Source organism: Ectobacillus panaciterrae DSM 19096 (genome assembly GCF_000430785.1).
Classification (GTDB): Bacteria; Bacillota; Bacilli; order Bacillales; family Bacillaceae_G; genus Ectobacillus; species Ectobacillus panaciterrae.
Genome location: NZ_AUMR01000014.1, coordinates 12644 through 31376, shown reverse-complemented (window position 1 = coordinate 31376; position 18733 = coordinate 12644). Strand labels below are relative to the sequence as shown.

12 protein-coding genes are annotated in these 18733 nt (G+C 39.4%); all 12 read right to left on the bottom strand.

The window, feature by feature from the left end; translation table 11 throughout:
- Positions 1-28: 28 nt before the first annotated feature.
- Entirely contained in the window at positions 29-1264 is a 1236-nt protein-coding gene (locus H540_RS0105690; protein ID WP_028399811.1) for an L-lactate MFS transporter, read from the bottom strand.
- A gap of 165 nt (positions 1265-1429) precedes the next feature.
- Positions 1430-2209 carry a LytR/AlgR family response regulator transcription factor gene (locus tag H540_RS0105685; RefSeq protein WP_028399810.1) on the bottom strand — a complete coding sequence of 260 codons (780 nt, stop codon included), beginning with the start codon at positions 2207-2209 and terminating at the stop codon, positions 1430-1432.
- Positions 2206-3867 (bottom strand): sensor histidine kinase, encoded by a 1662-nt coding sequence (locus tag H540_RS0105680; protein WP_028399809.1) that lies wholly within the window; start codon positions 3865-3867, stop codon positions 2206-2208. The genes H540_RS0105685 and H540_RS0105680 overlap by 4 nt, the downstream gene beginning before the upstream one ends.
- Positions 3868-4190: 323 nt before the next feature.
- Positions 4191-7301: an efflux RND transporter permease subunit gene (locus tag H540_RS0105675; protein ID WP_028399808.1), complete on the bottom strand. Its 3111-nt coding sequence runs from the start codon at positions 7299-7301 to the stop codon at positions 4191-4193.
- 112 nt (positions 7302-7413) lie between these two features.
- Positions 7414-9777 carry a bifunctional YncE family protein/alkaline phosphatase family protein gene (locus tag H540_RS29050; RefSeq protein WP_051317003.1) on the bottom strand — a complete coding sequence of 788 codons (2364 nt, stop codon included), beginning with the start codon at positions 9775-9777 and terminating at the stop codon, positions 7414-7416.
- 542 nt (positions 9778-10319) lie between these two features.
- A complete protein-coding gene (locus tag H540_RS0105665; RefSeq protein ID WP_028399807.1) occupies positions 10320-10919 on the bottom strand; it encodes a response regulator transcription factor in 600 nt (199 codons plus the stop codon).
- Positions 10916-12052, bottom strand: coding sequence for a sensor histidine kinase (locus tag H540_RS0105660; protein WP_028399806.1), 1137 nt, complete (start codon positions 12050-12052; stop codon positions 10916-10918). The genes H540_RS0105665 and H540_RS0105660 overlap by 4 nt, the downstream gene beginning before the upstream one ends.
- A 170-nt stretch (positions 12053-12222) precedes the next feature.
- Positions 12223-13257 (bottom strand): Delta(5) desaturase DesA, encoded by a 1035-nt coding sequence (gene desA / locus H540_RS0105655; RefSeq protein ID WP_028399805.1) that lies wholly within the window; start codon positions 13255-13257, stop codon positions 12223-12225.
- Positions 13258-13714: 457 nt separating this feature from the next.
- Positions 13715-14452 carry a tRNA pseudouridine(38-40) synthase TruA gene (gene truA / locus H540_RS0105650; protein ID WP_028399804.1) on the bottom strand — a complete coding sequence of 246 codons (738 nt, stop codon included), beginning with the start codon at positions 14450-14452 and terminating at the stop codon, positions 13715-13717.
- Positions 14453-14622: 170 nt separating this feature from the next.
- On the bottom strand, positions 14623-15330 hold the full coding sequence (locus H540_RS0105645; RefSeq protein ID WP_028399803.1) for a M48 family metallopeptidase: 708 nt from the start codon (positions 15328-15330) through the stop codon (positions 14623-14625).
- Positions 15331-15359: 29 nt separating this feature from the next.
- The gene (locus H540_RS0105640) at positions 15360-15893 is read right to left on the bottom strand and encodes a YehS family protein (protein WP_028399802.1); all 534 of its coding nucleotides are present in this window, start codon (positions 15891-15893) and stop codon (positions 15360-15362) included.
- 1199 nt (positions 15894-17092) lie between these two features.
- A complete protein-coding gene (locus H540_RS0105630) occupies positions 17093-18055 on the bottom strand; it encodes a tRNA dihydrouridine synthase (RefSeq protein ID WP_028399801.1) in 963 nt (320 codons plus the stop codon).
- Positions 18056-18733: the final 678 nt, after the last annotated feature.

Below are 18733 nucleotides of genomic sequence, written 5' to 3'. Positions count from 1 at the left end.
TGGAAGGCTCTAAAATAAATCACCTATATTATCCAGCTTTAGTATCTGGTCTCATGCTGCGCATTTTTTCGCGGTTCCTTTGAGGTGCCCCTTGATTCGGAGCCTTTATATTCATAGCAATTAGCAATGAGATGACGTTCAATATTGCAATGAGCATGAAGGTCGGTACGAATCCGCCGAGTGCAGCAGCGATAAAAGCTCCAGACAAAGCTCCAAACCCAAAGCCTTGATATATGATGCCATAGTTTTTGCTTTGGTTTTTCAAGCCAAAGAAATCAGCTACGATTGCAGGAAATACGGTAATATTGCCTCCGAAGCAGAAAGCAATTCCTGCTACACAGGCGAAGAACAAGCCATAATTCAATTTCGCAAAACTTAATATTGTTACTGCGACTGCTGTCACCAAAAGTGCACCTGATACCACTTTCAAACGGCTGAATCTATCTGATAGTGCTCCGAGCACAATCCGGCCAGTTGTATTAAAAATGGCTACTAATGCAACTGCATTACTTGCGGTTGCAATATCTAGTCCAGCCAAACTGACACCAATATCTTTCACAATACCAATTAGGTATAAGCCGCTCATACAAGCCGAGAAAAATATCACGAATAATAGGTATGCTTCCTTTGTTTTCAGCATTTCTTTGACTGTATAGTCTTTCTTCTGTATTTCTTTAAGCGTTTGGGCTTCACTGCTTATCTTCGCCTCTCTCACTAGGAATGACCCGCCTACGACCATGGCCATTACGATTAATCCCCAATATAAAAAGGCTTGAGAAACGCCTACCGATTGAATAAGTGAGGCGTTAATATACTTGAACAGCAAGCTCCCTGTACCATATGCACCAACGGATATTCCGGAAATAAGTCCTTTCTTCTCAGGAAACCACTTGATAAGATTAGATAATGATGTAATGTAAGCCGTACCGTCCGCGTACCCCACAACAACACCTGCTAAAATATAGAGCATCCATAATGACGAAATTTGTGAACTGAGTATTAGCCCTGCTCCCATTACAATACCAGCGCATCCAATTAAACGTCGAATCCCCCATCTATCTTGCAGCTTACCAGCAAACAAAGTCGCAAAAGCCAACGCGAAACTCGTAATAGAGAACGTAATAGCAACGGAGCTCAGCTTCCAATCAAAGCGTTCTACTAACGGTTGGTTGAACAAGCTCCAAGTATAGATTGTACCTAGCCCCATTTGTACGATAATAGTCCCCAACACGATAAGCCATCGATTGCCTTTGTCCAATTTCACTTCGATCTCCTCTTTTCATTTCGGTATATAATCTAGTTACCCACAAAAAGATTATTTTCTATTGTCAGCAACCCTTGTTTAGTTGCCTTTTAAAAATTATACCTCCGAAAAAAGAATTGGAATCGTTTCCAGAATGAAATGCCTATATTTCGGAATGAATTGTGGTCATAACCGCATTATCTGTCGAAACGCTTTTACCTTACTTCTACTTACTGGAACTTCCGCATCAAGATCCGTAAGACGCAATAGGTATGTTTGGTTAAACCATGGAACAATTTCACTGATCTTGGACAAGTTGACAGAATAGGAGCGATGACAGCGAAAAAAAAGGTCCTGCGGCAGACGTGAATGAAACTCTGATATGCTCATCGGCATCGTGTACTCCTCCTGCCGAGTATACACCAACGTAATCTTCTCATTAGCGGCAGCATAATAAATATCGTTCACATCGGTCACAATAATTTTTTCATTTTTCCTCAAATTTATTCGGCTGGCAGCTCCCGGAAGGACCTCCCCTTCATGTATGCGCGGTTCTGAAATGGCAGTTTTTGCAGCGCCTTGATGATTTATTTCAACCCGGTCACGTTTATAAGCAGATTCCAGCCTGCTCAGCATCGCTGCAATCCGCTTCTCGTCATAAGGCTTTAGAATATAATCAAAGGCTTCAAGTTCAAAAGCTTGAACTGCATGTTCTTTGTATGCAGTCGTAAAAATAATATAAGGTTTCTTCGCAAACTTATTAATATTGCTGGCTAACAGCATACCGTCAAGTGAAGGGATATTAATATCCAGAAAAATCGCATCTATTTCCTGCCTTTGCAAAAATTTTAATACATCTAATCCATCATCAAAGAAATCCGTCACTTCGATTTCGCTATATGTACTAATGAGATACTCCAGTTCCTCACGAGCTGGTATTTCATCTTCAACAATTATCGCTTTCATTTTATCTCCTTCGCTATATCAAAATAAACTTCTGTTCCAGGTGATAATCGGTGAATGACAAGTCCTTCCCCATAGATGAGTTTCACCCGCTGATGTACGTTGTACAAGCCGATTTGTTTTACTGGGACATCGTCACGATACAGATTATTAACTACTTCTTCCTCAATTCCCGCTCCTGTATCCTTCACACTTATTCGTACTTTGTCTTCCATATCCTTTACAGTAATAGTGACAATCCCCGGGCCTTTTGTTTTTAATATGCCATGGTTAATTGCATTCTCTACTAGCGGTTGAATGAGCAAGCTCGGAATGCGCACGGAAACTTCGTCAATATCGTATTCCACCTGCAGACGGTTGCCAAAGCGGGCCTTCTCAATTTCAACATAATCACGAACCTGCTTTAGAGCTTTATGTATATCAATCAATTCATCATTTATCTCCAAATTGTAGCGCATATAGCCAGATAAATTGATAATCAATTCCCGGGCCTTTTCCGGATTTCTGCGTGTTGTAGATGCAATAGCGTTCAATGCATTAAACAGGAAATGCGGGTTTATTTTGGTTTGCAGCGCCTTAAGCTCCGCCTTGTTGGCTGCTTCCTTTATCTGTTCAACTCGGGATACCTCCATCAGTGTGGAAATGATTTGGGACAGCCCAATCGCCATCGTCTGTAACGAATAGGTCATTTTATATGCATTGCGATAATAAATTTTGAGTGTTCCCGTCACCTCTCCCCTCTCCTCAAACGGCATAATGAGAAGGGACTGAATTTGGGATATCTTATGATCAGCACTTCTATTCCTGATCATTATTTTGCCACTGCGAATTGTCTCCTTAGTCAAATCGCTGATAATTTCCTGCCCAGCCGTATGTCTTTCTTCCCCAAATCCAACATATGCCAGTACATTGCGGGTATCCGTAATGGCTACAGCATCCGCTTTAATATCATCTTTAATAATCATGCAAATCGTTTTCAGAGACTCCGCATTGACAGAACGAAAATAAGGCAACGTCTTGTTAGCGATTTCCAATGCTAACTTTGCTTGCTTTGCTGCAATCATTTCTTTCTCACCTTCCACACTCATTACAAGCAATACGATCATCCCAATGCTGACCTCCCCGGCGATCATAGGGAATCCAATCTTAGAGACGATATCCAAACCGAGCTCAAAAGGGTGAGCCATGACAAGAATGAGCAGCATTGTCATGATTTCACATATCATCCCGGCAGCTATACCAAAAATCCAGCGCCTCGACTTCTTTATCCTGAGATTAATGTATCCGGATGCAACGCCGGCTATTATGCTTGTAATAAGGCATGGAACCGATGTGATCCCTCCAATATCAATCAAATAGCGATGCACTCCTGAAACAATGCCTGTAATTATACCTACCCATGGCCCAAATAATATTCCCCCAGACATGACTGCGATAATCCTGACATTCACCAGCGAGCCTTCCACATTAATACCAGAGTATGTACCAAAAATGGCAAACACGCAAAAAATAAAGGTGATTACTAGCCGTTCTGCAGGAGAATGTCTATCTTTTTGAAGCGACTCCTTAAACCTCGGAATCCTTGTCATAAAAAACAGGCAGATCAAGAGCAGCGCCGCCCGTTCAAATAAATGTATCAACATTTCTAATGAAGTGTTCATTTAAAAACCCTCTCTAACAGTCATTCAAAAGTCCAGCTTTTCCAGTTTAACAGATAAAAGGAAGTTATTTCATCTAATAGTAATCATGAAATACATCGTTTAGCAAATAGGCCTACGTACAACTCAGCCTATATTCATACCTTTATTCTCATCTACATCCCACAAAGCTTATTCTGTTCCATCAATAAGCTTCTACTCTGAAAATATAATACAGCAGGAACCTTGAAAGGTTCCTGCTTCTTCTTTTAAAACTATGGGCTGGATGACTCAATGCGATTTGAATATGAGCCCAACACCTATTAAAAGGGGATTACATTTAATAATTACGCTAAACGCTGTTGTTGATGCTGAGTCTTTGTTTTTATTTTTTTCCTGCTCAGCCATTCATACATGATTGGTATAACCAGTAAACTGATAAGCGTGGAACTAATCATACCGCCTACTACGACAACGCCAAGTGTCTGTGAAATAATTGTGTTCCCGTTACTTGAGATAGCCAAAGGAAGCAAAGTTAAGATAGTAGCTCCCGCTGTCATTAAAACAGGCCTTACTCTTGTAGAGGTTCCATGTAATATTGTTAATTTCGTTTCTTCACCTTCAGCCAAATTCCGTTCAATTTTATCTACCAACACGATACCATTGGTCACAACAATACCTGATAACATCATCATTCCTATTAATGCGGCAAGGTTCCATTCCATTCTGAAAATCGCCATGCCCCACACAGAACCAATCAAGGCCAATGGCATGCACATGAGGACTGCTACTGGGGCACGCCAGCCGCGAAAGACTGCACTTACTATCATCAGTACGAGCAGCATAGAAAGAACAAGAGCAATACTCATCTCAATCATCATTTGCTTTACTTGCTGAGAGATCCCTCCAAAAGAATATTGAATACCAGAAGGAAGATCCAAATTATTCATGGCCTCTTTTACTTGTTCTGTTACCTTGCCGATATCCCTCGTTACAATATTTCCAGTTACAACAGCAAATGGACGGCCATCTTGCTCACTTATAACAGTTTGGGTACTCGTTTTCAATGTCGTAATTTCCGCTAACGTAACTTTTGATCCATCCCTGGCAGTAAACGTCTCATGGCCGAGTTTTGATAGAATCGTTTTTTCAGGATCCTGATCACTAGGAGATACTATGCTTTCTTTACTGCCGGACTGAAGGGCAATAAGAGTTTCCTGATGACCGGAAAGAACGCCCATCCTGACGTCTTGCGATAAATAACTATTGATTCTATTGAACACTTCATCGGCATCTACTCCCAAACGCTGAATTTTTTCCTGATTGAGTGAAATATAATGTTTCAGAGGCGTATCAGGATCATTAGCCGTTCCTTCAATACTTAGACCTGGGATCATCTGCAATTTACTTCTCGCTAAAATTGCTGCTTTTTCGAGTGTGTGATGATCAGCCCCAGTTAAAATTACCTTTAAGCGGGAATCATCTCCTGAAATATTTTGATTGGAAACCGTGTATACGGCTGATGTTGATAGTGTTTTAAATTGTTGTCTAAGTTCTTTCGTGAATGAATCTATATTGATTTTCGGCTTTATGCCAACAGAGATATTGGCGATATTCTGCTTTTGCAGCCAGCCGCCGCCTTCATCAAAGACATCATCAAACATTGGTGTAAAAGTCGAACCGAGACTTGAAGAAAATGATTCTACCTTTGAATTGTTTTTTAGGATTGTTTCAATATTTTTCACTTCCGCATCAACATCAGAAAGTGATGCATTCTCAGGAAGTTCTATTTGTATCGCTACATCTTTCGAATTTGCTCTTGGAAAAAAATTAACTGGCAGAAAAAATGCCTCAGCAAGCGTCATCACAAATAACACGAGAGTAAGTGTCACAATTACTTTCTTCCTCAAGAATGCCCACTGCAGTATTTTTCGTGCCGCTGGCTCTATTTCAGCTGGCTTCATAACAGGCCGTTTTTTCCACAATAAATGAGAAACCGCAGGAACGACTATAATAGACACAACGAGTGATGCCACAAGGGCGATTACAACGGACCAGGCAAATCCAGAAAAAGCAGAACTAATCATCCCTCCGATAATCGAAATCGGAAGAAAGACTGCTATAGTTGTCGCTGTGGATGAAACAATCGCTGGAATCATTTCAGCAACACCATTCGCTAGCTGCCTTACAGTCACTTTGTCGCTGTCTTCTCTTATTTTTCGGTACATATTGTCAATAACAACAATCGAATCATCAACCACTCGGCCCATTGCAACAATTAATCCAGAAATTGTTAAGATATTCAGACTAACACCGGCAGCTTTCAGTATAGTCGTTGCAGCTAGAAGACAGATCGGCAGGGACAGCGCAATAATCAATGTTGAACGGAAATTTCTGAAAAATAACAACACACAGATGACAGAAAACAAGGTGCCCAATAATCCTTCTTTGATCAAACCTTTTAAAGCGGAGTGAACCTCTTTTCCCTGATCCAATAAAATAGAAAGATGAGCTTCTTGCGACTTGATTTCTGGAATTGTTTTGATTCGTTCGTTTATCCGTTCTGTCACATCAGTAATGTTGGAAGAAGGAGTTTTTAATACATCCAGCAGAACACTTGGTTTTCCTCCAGTTCGTGAGATTGTTTGTAAATCTAAAATACTTCTTTCAACTTTTGCAACTTTTTCTAAGGTTACCGCTTCTCCTCCTTGAACGGGAATCTTTATGTTTTTAAGGTCATCACTATTGATTGACCAATCCGTGACGCGAATCGGCATTGATAAAAAACCATTTGGTGCAATATTTCCTTGCGGCCAAATCGGATGAACCGAAGAAAGAGCATGTTGAATATCTTTTATTGTTAAGCTATATTTTTGAAGGGTATCCGTATTAATAGTCAACAAATACCCGATGTCCCCGGCACCAGTGACACGCACTTCCTGCACTCCCGGTACACGTTTGATTTCTTTGACCACTTTATCCTGAATAGATGTTCGTAACAAATTTTCGTCCATTTTTTCTGAATGACTCATCAAACTTAATCGCATGACGGGAAATGAGCTGGTACTGACCCGTGTAATCAGAGGTTTCTTTGCATCGTTCGGTAAAAGGAGTTTATCAACGGCTGCCCTTACCTCATTTTCAGCCTTTTCCATATCAGTATGACTCGGAAAATATAAGCTGGCCATTACACCGCCGTCAAACGAGTTCGTTTCAATATAGTCAAGCTTATCAACAGCTCGGACAGCTTCCTCGACTTTTGTAGTAATCATTTCTTTGATTTGATCAGCTTGATAGTTGTCTGCTTGAATAGTTACCATAAGCGCAGTATTGTTAATAGGTGGGAGGTAATCGCGCTGCATCTGAAACGCCGACATTGCACCCCAGGCCAAAATCAGGATAATGCACGTTAGTATCAAAATAGACCGTTTCATGGTTCCTTCAATCAATCTTATCATAGAAATAAAGCCCGCCTTTTAAAAGTATTAGGTTAATAGAATTTGGATAAAAGATATTAAATAATCAGCCCCCTTTTAGAGGGGGCTGTATTTCTGCTTATTTATTCGGGTTTTATTTATTCTGATTGCTGTGATTCTGAGGATAATCTTCGTTTCCTTTTGTTGCTTTCCAAAGAATCTTGTTCAATTTTTCTGAATCCGCATGGTCAGCCCCTGAGAAGTCCATTTGTTTGGACTCTTGCGCCATCGGTGCAGTTTCCCCATTTTTACGGTCAAGCGGATATGTTGGCTCTTCAACCTTATAAGGTGTAAATTTTGGTTTGTCCGTGAATGAATTGATCATCGGAACAGCTGAAGCATCATATTGCGCCATTGGTTTCATGCCCAAAATCATTTCCATTGTGCGAATCATTGATGTTGTATCATATTGGGTATTGTCTACTTTGCCCATTTGTGTATAAGGGCTGATAACAAGCGATGTTGTTCGATGAGCATCAATAGAATCCCATCCGTTCTGAGCATCATCTTCGGTAATAAAAATAGCTGTGTTTTTCCAATAAGGAGAATGGCTTACCATATCTACAAGTTTTCCAATCGCATAGTCGTTTTGTGCCACCATAGCTTCCGGGGTGAGTTTGCCGGGCCTTGTTCCGTATGTGTGGTCGTTAGGCATGCGAACGATCTGCAGCTGCGGCAGACTTCCATTATCTACGTATTGCTGGAACTCTTTTGCCCACACATCAAAGCGAGTGAGATCAGAAATATCAAGGTTATAACCAGGGAAATCCGGATTATAATTATTGCCCATACTTGAATCAGTCGGAACGTATTTACCTGTATTTTTGTCATAACTCACGAATTCACCGTAACTTCTGAAGGAAACACCTGAGCGAGCCGCATTATTCCATAAAAATCCTGCCTTTGGATAAGCGGCTGTATTATCTCCTTCAAAGTCATAGCCGCGATTACGGCCTGAGTAGTTGGCCAGCCAGTTCTTCTCCACATAGTCATTGGCCTGCGCGGCTGTAGACCAGTTATGACCCTGTGCACTGATTTCCGCGTTGGCATAAAAGTTGTCCAGTAAAACGAATTGATTGGCCAACTTATGGATATTAGGTGTAATCTCTTTACCAAATACGGTTAAGCTCGGATCGCCGTTTCCTTTTCCCATATCGCCAAATACCTGGTCATACGTTCGGTTTTCCTTAATGATATAGATGACATGTTTAATCGGCGATTCTTGATTTTCAAAACGCGGGATCGGGAATTTGTCGCTTGCACTAAATCCTGTTGGTTTATATATTTCATTATTCTTTTCAACTTGTTTTGTGTATTTCTTCAGCTGTTGCTCATCCGGAACATTGATGAATGACATTGTTCCTTTCATCATATTTCCGATATATTGTCCTTCCCGGTTCGAACCAGCTCCAAGGCCCTTTGCGTTAAGAACCATCAATTTTCCATCATATGAATACACACCACTCGGATACCATGCAGTAGGAATTAATCCTTTCACTTCTCCTCTTTTAAGATCAATTACTGCCACATCGTTATTTCCTCCATTGGTGACGTACAAAGTATTTCCATCAGAACTTATGGAAAGTGCATTAGGCTGGCTTCCTATCGGTGCTTTTTTATACGGGCTTAGTGAAATCGTTTTGATTTCTTTTTGTTGCTGAGGGTCAATAACGGAAATCGTATCACTATCAGAATTGGAAATATACATCATGCCGTCCGTTGGATTTTCGATGATCGCATTTGGATGCAGCCCGACGGGAATTGTCTTTTTGACAGTCAAGTTTTCCGGATCAACAACACTGATGCTACTTTCACCCCAGTTGCTGACGTAAAGTGATTTTCCATCATTGCTTAAAAAAGCTGTATATGGATTTTTTCCAACGGGGATCGTTTTTGTAATTTGGTTTGTAACAAGATCAACTTTTGAAACCGAATGGTTTAAATTATTGGCAACAAAGAGGGATTTACCATCTTTTGAAACGGAAATTCCCCCCGGATAGAAGTTGGTTTTGTTGGTATCTGTAAGTAATATCGAAGATTGTTCAGTGAGTATGCCATTTTGAAATCCAAATACACGGATTTTGTTATTTCCGCCTGCGGAAGCATATACTGTTTTTCCGTCAGGGCTGAAGGCGAGTCCTAAATAGAGGGATTCAGGAGACTTGTAAGGAATGGTCTGTACAACTTTTTGGGTCTCAACGTCAACCACTTGAAGAGATTGTTCACCTTGTCCATCATTAGAAACAATGAGATAACGATGATCGGGACTTAATGCACCTCCCATTGGAAAATCGCCAAGCGTTACTTGTTTACCAGAAGGGGTAAGAGTCCATCCATGAGGGATCACACCTGTTCCGTCTTCATGCGGACCAACGAAATTTGAGTATGCTGCAAAGGCAGAGGTTGTCCCTATAAGAAAGGTAGCGAACGATGCTGCTAGTAATTTACCGCGTTTCATCTAAAAACATCTCCTCTTTTTGTATAATCATTTCAATGTCAATAGTACTCCTTCTATGTAAATTTCAAATTAAGTGAATTTTAAGAAAACGAAAAGAAAACTACAAAAAAAGCATGATTGATAGTTTGGTTTAGTATTTTTGGTGCAATTTAATATATTAAACCAAAGTATATATAACTGATTTATAGGTTCGGCGTTTAGATGCATGAAACGAATTTTGGATAATAAACTGCCTAAATCGGATTATAAACGGCTCGGTGACAGGGAGAATGTCCTCAAAATGACGTGAGTATTTCCTTTTAAACATTTTCAATGCAAATAGCCCTTCTCCCATAAGGGAAGGGCATTTAGCTCACTATTACATCTGATTTAATCGTCTTTTCTCACAAGTAGTGAACAGTATTCCATATGTCGAAATTATAAATCATTTATATATAAGTATCATCAACACACCTTTTAACTAAAGGTTCTATACCTATTCTATTTAGTTTATATAAATAGGCTTATAAAGCAAAAATACTTTATATAGGATTTGCAATGCCTTATTTAAACCAACCCTTTTCTTTGGACTGGGTAATTGCTTCTATACGGTTTTTCACTTCCAACTTATCCAATATTGTTGAAATATAGTTTCGGACCGTTCCTGTTTTTATACTGAGCTGATCAGCGATTTCTTTTGTGTTTTTTCCATCAGCTACGAGCTCTAACACTTCTTTTTCTCGATCAGTAAGGGGATTTTCTTCACCGTAAACATCGTCCATAAGTTCTGGTGCATAAATTCGTCTGCCTGCCATTACGCTGCGTATCGAGCTTGCCAGCTCTTCGCTGGGACTGTCCTTCAACAAATAGCCGCTGACACCAGCCTTTAAAGCACGTTGAAAATAACCGGAACGGGCGAAAGTCGTTAAAATAATAACTTTACAGTTTAGCCCCTTAAGCTCTTCAGCTGCCTCGAGTCCGCTCTTTCCGGGCATTTCAATATCCATGATACAGACATCGGGTTGGAATTTCCGTACGAGAGCTATGGCTTCTTCTCCGTTAGAGGCCTTTCCAACCACTTTCATATCTTCTTCCAAATTGAGTAGTGAACCAAAGGCTCCCAACAGCATTTGCTGGTCTTCAGCAATAACTATTGTAATCATTTAAGTTTCTCCTTATCTGTCTGCTTGACGTCATTCGGTACTCTTATGATTAAGGCTGTTCCTTCTTTTGTCATAATCTCCAGGCTGCCGTTTATGAATTCCAAACGTTCTTTCATTCCGATCAGTCCGTGGCCTTTAGCTAAGTCTTCTTCCGCACCCTTGAAGGTCCCGTCATCCCGTATGGTAATAACAATTTCCTTCCACGATTGCTCAATGGAAATGCAACAGGAAGTGGCCCCGCTGTGTTTTACAACATTGGTTACAGCCTCCTTCAAACACATGCTTAGAATATTCTCGGTTAGCAGGGAAACATTCGTTAGTGTGAATTCTTGGTCACACACAAGGTTAATTTGTGCTGCCTCGATTATTTGTTTGACACGAAGAATTTCCTCTTTCAATCTAATGCCGCGCATGGAAGATACCATCTTTCTTACTTCACTTAACGCAGTTCTTGCGGTCTGCTGAACGTCTTTCAATTCATTATGCGCTTGCTCGGGATCTTTATAAATTAACTTCCTCGCCAAATCACTCTTCAGACCAATTAGGGAGAGCTTTTGTCCCAGTGTATCATGAAGGTCACGGGCAATCCGCTGCCGCTCCTCCAATTTGACCAGCTCAGAAATCCTCTTGTTGGCATCCTCCAGCTTTTCTTCGAGCTGACCTCTCTCTTTCTTGTTTTGAATGTTGAATGGGAGAAGGATGACGCTGATCCAAATGATGATTACGAACGGCAATTGCGTTAAGAACAACTCATCCTGCGTTACGATGCTGTAGTTTATCGAGGTGGATGTGCTGATTAAATGAACAAAGTATAATGTGATAAAGGCGATGCGGTCTGTTATATTGCCTATAAAGTAAGCCAGGAAAAAAGCAAAGTACACATAGCTGAAAAGGCTGGTCGCTGTAATCGAAATACCGATCAGAATGAGCGTCCACAAATAAACGGGCCATCCTTTGGAAACAAAGGCAATTCGGTAAAAGATAAAAAATAAAATTGTAAGTAAAATCCCTACAATTATTTTGATCATGGAGGAGGATTGAAAAATAAAGTAAAATGGTAAAATGCAAAGAATAGTCCAAATATAAGGAGAAATCCCATTATTCTTTTGGAATGTCATATATTTTTTAATCATGAACGAAACCTCTTTTTCGATTTTGCATACTTCACGCAAATCTTGCTTTCCTATCCATCTTACCACTTTGTGTTCGTTCATGTCCTCTCCCCACTTCTCTAATCACAAATCAAGAGGCCCGATTGCGGCCTCTCTCTGAGTAATGTGTATGGTGGATTTGAACGTTGCCTTTATAACCTAGGCTTAGGCTGAACTGAGACACTCCTTAATTCTGATGGAATTTTTATATCTTTAAACCCTACAAACTTTTTGTTTTGCTCGTCCCATAAGCGGAATTTTAATGAACTCAAGCTTGTAGCTAAAGTTATGGTCGGCACATTTTGTAAAGGTTCCGTATCGTTGTGCGCAGTCTCAAGTTTATAGTTAGGTACCCTTGGACTTAAATGGTGAACGTGGTGATAGCCGATGCTTCCTGTGAGCCATTGCAGAAGCTTCGGAAGCTTATAGAAAGAACTCCCTTCCACCGCTGCTTTTACATATTCCCAATCTGCATCTTCTTCAAAGTACGAATCCTCAAATGTGTGCTGCACGTAAAACAGCCAGACTCCCATAGATCCTGAAATAAGAAAAATTGGGCCTTGTACCAAAAGGAAAGCCTGCCATCCCAGCGCCCAGCAAAGCACGGCTGCCAAAGCAACGATAGCTAGATTTGTGATATAGGTGTTCATACGTTCCTTCAATCTGGCGCCTTTTCGGTTAAATCTATTGGTAATCAAAAACACGTAAATCGGGCCTAATCCAAACATGACAAACGGATTGCGGTACATCCGATATGCTACTCGAGTCCAAAACGGCGATGCTATATATTCCTCTACTGTCAGCATCCATATATCCCCCGTCCCCCGCTTGTCCAAATTACTGCTGGTTGCGTGATGAACAGAATGGCTGTGCTGCCATTGATTATACGGGAAGAAGGTTAAAACACCTGTTATTGTTCCGATGATTTTATTAGCAGTCCGATTCTTAAAAAAGGAGTGATGACAGCAGTCATGAAAAATGATAAAAATCCGTATCTGAAAGCCAGCTGCAATCACTGCCAAAGCTAACGTAAGTACATACGAAATCGACAGACTTTGATAAGCCAGAAACCAGAGCATAATAAAAGGCACCAAGGTGTTGATAAGCTGCCTTACACTGTGCCATGTATCAGATTTTTCATAAGGGGCCATTTGTTTCCTTAAATTCTTTTGTTTTTGTATTGTCATCTTTTATTTCCCTTCATCCTTGTTATCTCAAATTATAAAGGGAAGAAATTAAACCTTGTAGTCATACGTGTCATGGACAAAGCATGATAAATGTCATGTATAGTATGAAAAAGAAGGATCACCCTTACCCCGGCTTTTTGTCAGGCTGCCTGATCCAATGGAACCGCCGTGCGACCTTAATATGCGCGACAGATTTGGTTGCAAAACAAATGAAAATATGGAAATTATTCGAAACACTTATATAGATCTACACTTAATTTCTATCTTAACCTACTGTTCTTACTGAATTGGATCAAACATAATAATTATCCAACCATATAATCCCACGTTACATCTTTCTCATATCGCGTTTATTTGGCGGCTATATACGCTTCACCAACAACATAAATTACATCAGTTTGCAAACAAAAATGACCTATCCTTTGGCAGTTATCAAAACGCCTGCATCCATACGTGTCTAAAAATCAATCTTTTCCAAGTGCAACCCACCTGCCTCAGCAAGACAACTCACCTGGCTTCGGTCTTTTGAATCTAAAATTCTCGGTATGTCTTCAGCGTCTCTTTCACCTGATCCGACTTCTATCAACGTTCCGACAATCTTTCTAACCATATTATAAAGAAATCCATTACCTCGCACTCTAATTTGGATGAAGCCGCCATTTTCCACTATATCAATAGAATATATTTCACGAACCATGGACTTTTTCTTAGACTTGGCATTTGAAAAAGCAGTAAAATCATGTTCACCTATAAAATATTGACATGCCTTTTTCATTCTTTCCATATTCAGCTTTTGCTCAATATGCATACTGTACTTTCGCATGAAAGGATTTGTATGCTCCTCGTTCCAGATCTTATACACATAGGTTTTAGCCTTGGAGTTATACCGGGCATGAAAACGTTCAGGAACTGACATAACCTGGGTAATGCTGATGTCTTGGGGCAAATATCTATTCAAATAATTCTTGATTTCAGATTCAGTCAGATTCTCATCGATCTTAAAATTGGCTATTTGAGCAAGAGCATGTACACCCGCATCTGTTCTGCTGCATCCAATGATTTCGATCTTCTTTCCTACCATCTCTGATAATACATTTTCTATTTTTCCTTGAATTGTATTTTCATCATTACCGAGCCGTTGCCAGCCCTTATAGCGTCCGCCATCATATTGAATTATCAATTTGTAGTTGTTCATTGTTTTCTCCTTAGTTTAGCTCTTTATAATCTTAGCACAAAAGCCTTGATAAAATACAATTCCCCCACACAGCTCCTGCTGTATGAGGGAACATATCCTTTTTCTTAAAAGCACATCATATTGCTGCGTGGTTATTGGGTTTATGCGATATATTGTAATGATGCCTACTGCTAAACAGTCATTTTCCAACTTGATAATGCTAACCAGTGTTCCAGTTCCTTATAATCGGGTATTATTTTTCCAACAAGACGCCAAAAGGATCGATCGTGATTTAGATGGACCATATGGCACATTTCGTGAACGACTACGTAGTCGATCACCTTCAGCGGTGCCATTGCCAGCTTCCAATTAAATGTTAACTGCAGCTTTGAATCACAAGTTCCCCAGGTACTGTTATTATCAGAAATACGGATAGAACGTGGTTTTATTTTAAAGTTGCTTTGATAGGACTGAATACTCTTCTCTACTAACGCTTTACACTGCTGATAATAAAATCGTTTTAAGGCTTGTTTTATTTTTTCATCCTCAAGTTGTTTCACATATATATGTAACTTATCCCCTTCAAACACCACATGGTCTTGCTCGATATTTATATCTTGAGAGATCTGTATGGGATATGCGTTTCCTAAATAAAGAAAGTTCTCACCATGATCATAAACCTTCTCCTTCGGCCCCAGCATTCTATCCTTCATTTCTTTTGATTTTTGCTGAATCCAACCCCATTTTTCCTCTAATAATTGAAGCACGCATTCAACAGGTGTCCCTTTAGGAGCCTGGACTTCAACATTTCCATAAACATCTATATAAATGCCCATGGATTTACGCTTTTTGTAATTTATAGTAAAACTAATTGTCTCACCTGAGTGTGTATGTATCATTTAATCACCTAGAGTATCCATTAATACCATTATCCCCTATATTTTACAGCTAATCCTTTTAAGAAATTCCTTGCGTATCTATCACCGCACTCTTTATAATTCTTATGGCCTTCTTTCCTTAATAAAGCGCTTAGTTCTCCTTTTGTTACAATGACTCCTACTTCGTCTAATATATCAAGCATATCCTCACTTGTTAATGCTAGTGCTATTTTCAATTTCTTTAGAATGAGATTATTAACACTTTCATTATTCTTTAAAGACATCGCTTGTCTATCAGGCTGCCCTGGCTTTGGATCTTGTTTTCCTCTTTTAAAAATAATAAAGCCATTTAAAAATGACTCTAACATACTATTATTGCATTTTATCACGTCGTCATTTTCATCTATATCACCATCATTGTCATCTTCATTATGGTAACTGTCTTTTGATTTTGTGAGCATCTTTAGCACTTCTGCTTTTGTTACTTCAATACCACCAAGTTTAAATATCTCTACCATATCTGTATCTTTTATATCCAGAGCATATCTTAATCTAATTAATATATCATTATTATTCATACTCATCGTTAAACCTCCTAAAATATTGACTATTTGCACAGCAGTCAAAGCGTATTCTCTAAAATGCTCTAAATTTCAACCCTTATAATGTTAAATATAGTAGTATCACCAAGAATAGTCCTTAAGATTGTATCCTCAACACTTTCCAAAAATACAAAAACTTTTCACTTTTTAGCTAATACCCACTAAATTAATACTTTAACACTTTAAAGACATGTTTTATAGTTTTACCTGAATTAATATTTGTGAAATTCATACCAAAAACCCCCAAAAAACCTTTAGTCTGAGGGAAGATTGAAATGATTTTTTGATTCATTCTTGTCTCTTTCATTGCGCCTATGGATCTGGTCCATATTTGTTAAACCCGGAAGTGGGCTTGCAAAACTCCCTCCCGCCACCACCATTAAAATGCTGCCATTTGTACAGAACCAGAAAGTAGCAAACAAAGACATTGCTGCGATATCGTAAATTCAAGTACATCTCCATGAATCATGCTTGCCATAAAGTGAAACTTCCATCAGTGGGGGTTTTCTTTCATTCCCCACTGATGGTTAGTTGAACCAATCAGGCTTTTACGGCTTCCCCCACTTAAACTTCTTCGAATAGGCTAAGTTTTGAAGTGGGGGTCCTACTGCCCGTTAATGCGTGAAAAATAGCCTGCAGCGTTGACTAAAAGAAAAGGCAGTGCTTTGATTTCTCAAAAACACTGCCCATTTTCTGTCCCGAACTTATTTTACGAAAGAAAGCTTCCCGCACTCAACCTCCACAGTTCATTGGCATAGGCTGAAACAGTTTTGAAAGGTTGACGAAAATTTACACATAATGCTGTCATCATAACTGATCGCGATAGTATATTCATGATGTTTTCTTTGATGTCATCGTTAAAGTTTCCCGTTGGCCCGTCGGCGATAATATCTGGATTGTATGAGTACGCTGCTGCGATACTCTGCGCTGTTATTTGCCTTCTTTTAAAGTGAGTTGCGCTACGCACTCCACATGTGCAGAGTGTATGTGGCAACACAAGGGTGCTGGTGGGTTTATTACATTCTTAAGACCTTTTTCTTTCAGAAAACAGACTTTATCAAAACAAAAGTTGTCGGCTGCAAAGGAACTTGAAACTGAATAAAATAAGTACACATGAGTTGATGTGATTCATTTTTTCTCTAACTTTTTGAGAGTTACATCATTTCACTGTCCCCGTCCCATCAACATTCTTTTCCAAAGTTATCAAGCAATGCACGCACTTCATCTGTTGATTTCGTGTTCATCAATTGATTTCTTAATTCACCAGCTCCACGGAATCCTTTGACATAAATTTTGAAAAAGCGATGAAGCCCTGTGATTGAACGTGGCAGTGCTTCCGCATATTGATCTTGAAGATCAAGCTGCAGTCTTAAAAGATCAAGGTATTCTTTACTGCTATGCTCTTTTGGCTCTTTTTCAAAAGCAAAAGGATTTTTAAAAATACCTCGCCCGATCATAACGCCATCAATACCATATTGTTCAGCAAGCTGCAGCCCAGTTTGACGGTCAGGAATGTCTCCATTGATTGTTAGTAGCGTATTTGGTGCGATACGGTCACGTAATTTTTTGATTTCCGGAATTAGCTCCCAATGCGCATCTACTTGGCTCATTTCCTTTCTTGTACGTAAATGAATAGAAAGGTTCGCAATATCCTGTTTTAAAATATGCGTTAGCCACTCCTCCCACTCATTTACATCCTTATAGCCAAGTCGTGTTTTCACGCTGACAGGCAGTCCGCCCGCTTTTGCTGCTTGAATAAGTTCTGCCGCAACGTCTGGACGCAGAATAAGGCCACTACCTTTCCCTCTCGATGCCACATTCGGTACAGGGCAGCCCATATTAATATCGATGCCTTTAAATCCTAGCTCTGCCATGCCAATACTCATTTGACGGAAATATTCGGGATTATCCCCCCAAATATGTGCCACCATTGGCTGTTCATCTTCTGTAAAAATCAAACGGCCACGCACACTTTTCATACCCTCTGGATGACAATAGCTATCCGAGTTTGTAAACTCTGTGAAAAATACATCCGGTCGACCGGCTTCACTTACTACGTGACGAAAAACAACATCTGTCACATCTTCCATTGGTGCAAGTACAAAAAATGGTCGTGGTAAATCACGCCAAAAATTATCTATCATTTCAAACTCAAATCCTCTCACTATGGATACAACTTCAAACTCTCGGTCAAAAAATATAAAGCCAAATGTTCCACTTCTTTTACACTTATATCATGCTTAATAACTTATTATCAAACACAAGTACATTTGGACATTTATAATTTGTGAAAAACTATTGTGAAAATCGGCAATGTTTATTTTAACTAAAATCGGTCCTGAATGGTATTTTTATAAACAAAAAAGCAGATGGTATAGATTTTTTCTATATCAACTGCTTTTCTATTATACCAACTCCAACCACGCGACCGCTTCACAATGTGCGGAGTGTATTTGGCAACACATGAGGCGCTGTTGGGTTCCCCTAGTTTACAAACAGTTTTTTCTATTTAAATAACCGGTCATAAAAAGATGAATCCTAAAACCGTTAATTCTCTAAATGCGCTTAAATTCAGTATTTTTGTAAGAAAGAAATTAATTTAGTCGTTTAATTAAAGACCCAATGTTCTTTTTATACAAATAAAACCACTAATTATTCCATTGTTACTAGTAATTTCCCGCAAAGTATATGTACGGTATGATCGTGGTAGGATGTAACTGAATAATTTTTTAATCCGCATTCATTATACAAAGCATAATGTTATCAACTACCCGCTACTATACCCGTTATTACCTCTAATAAGTTTTGGTATTCTTCTTGTA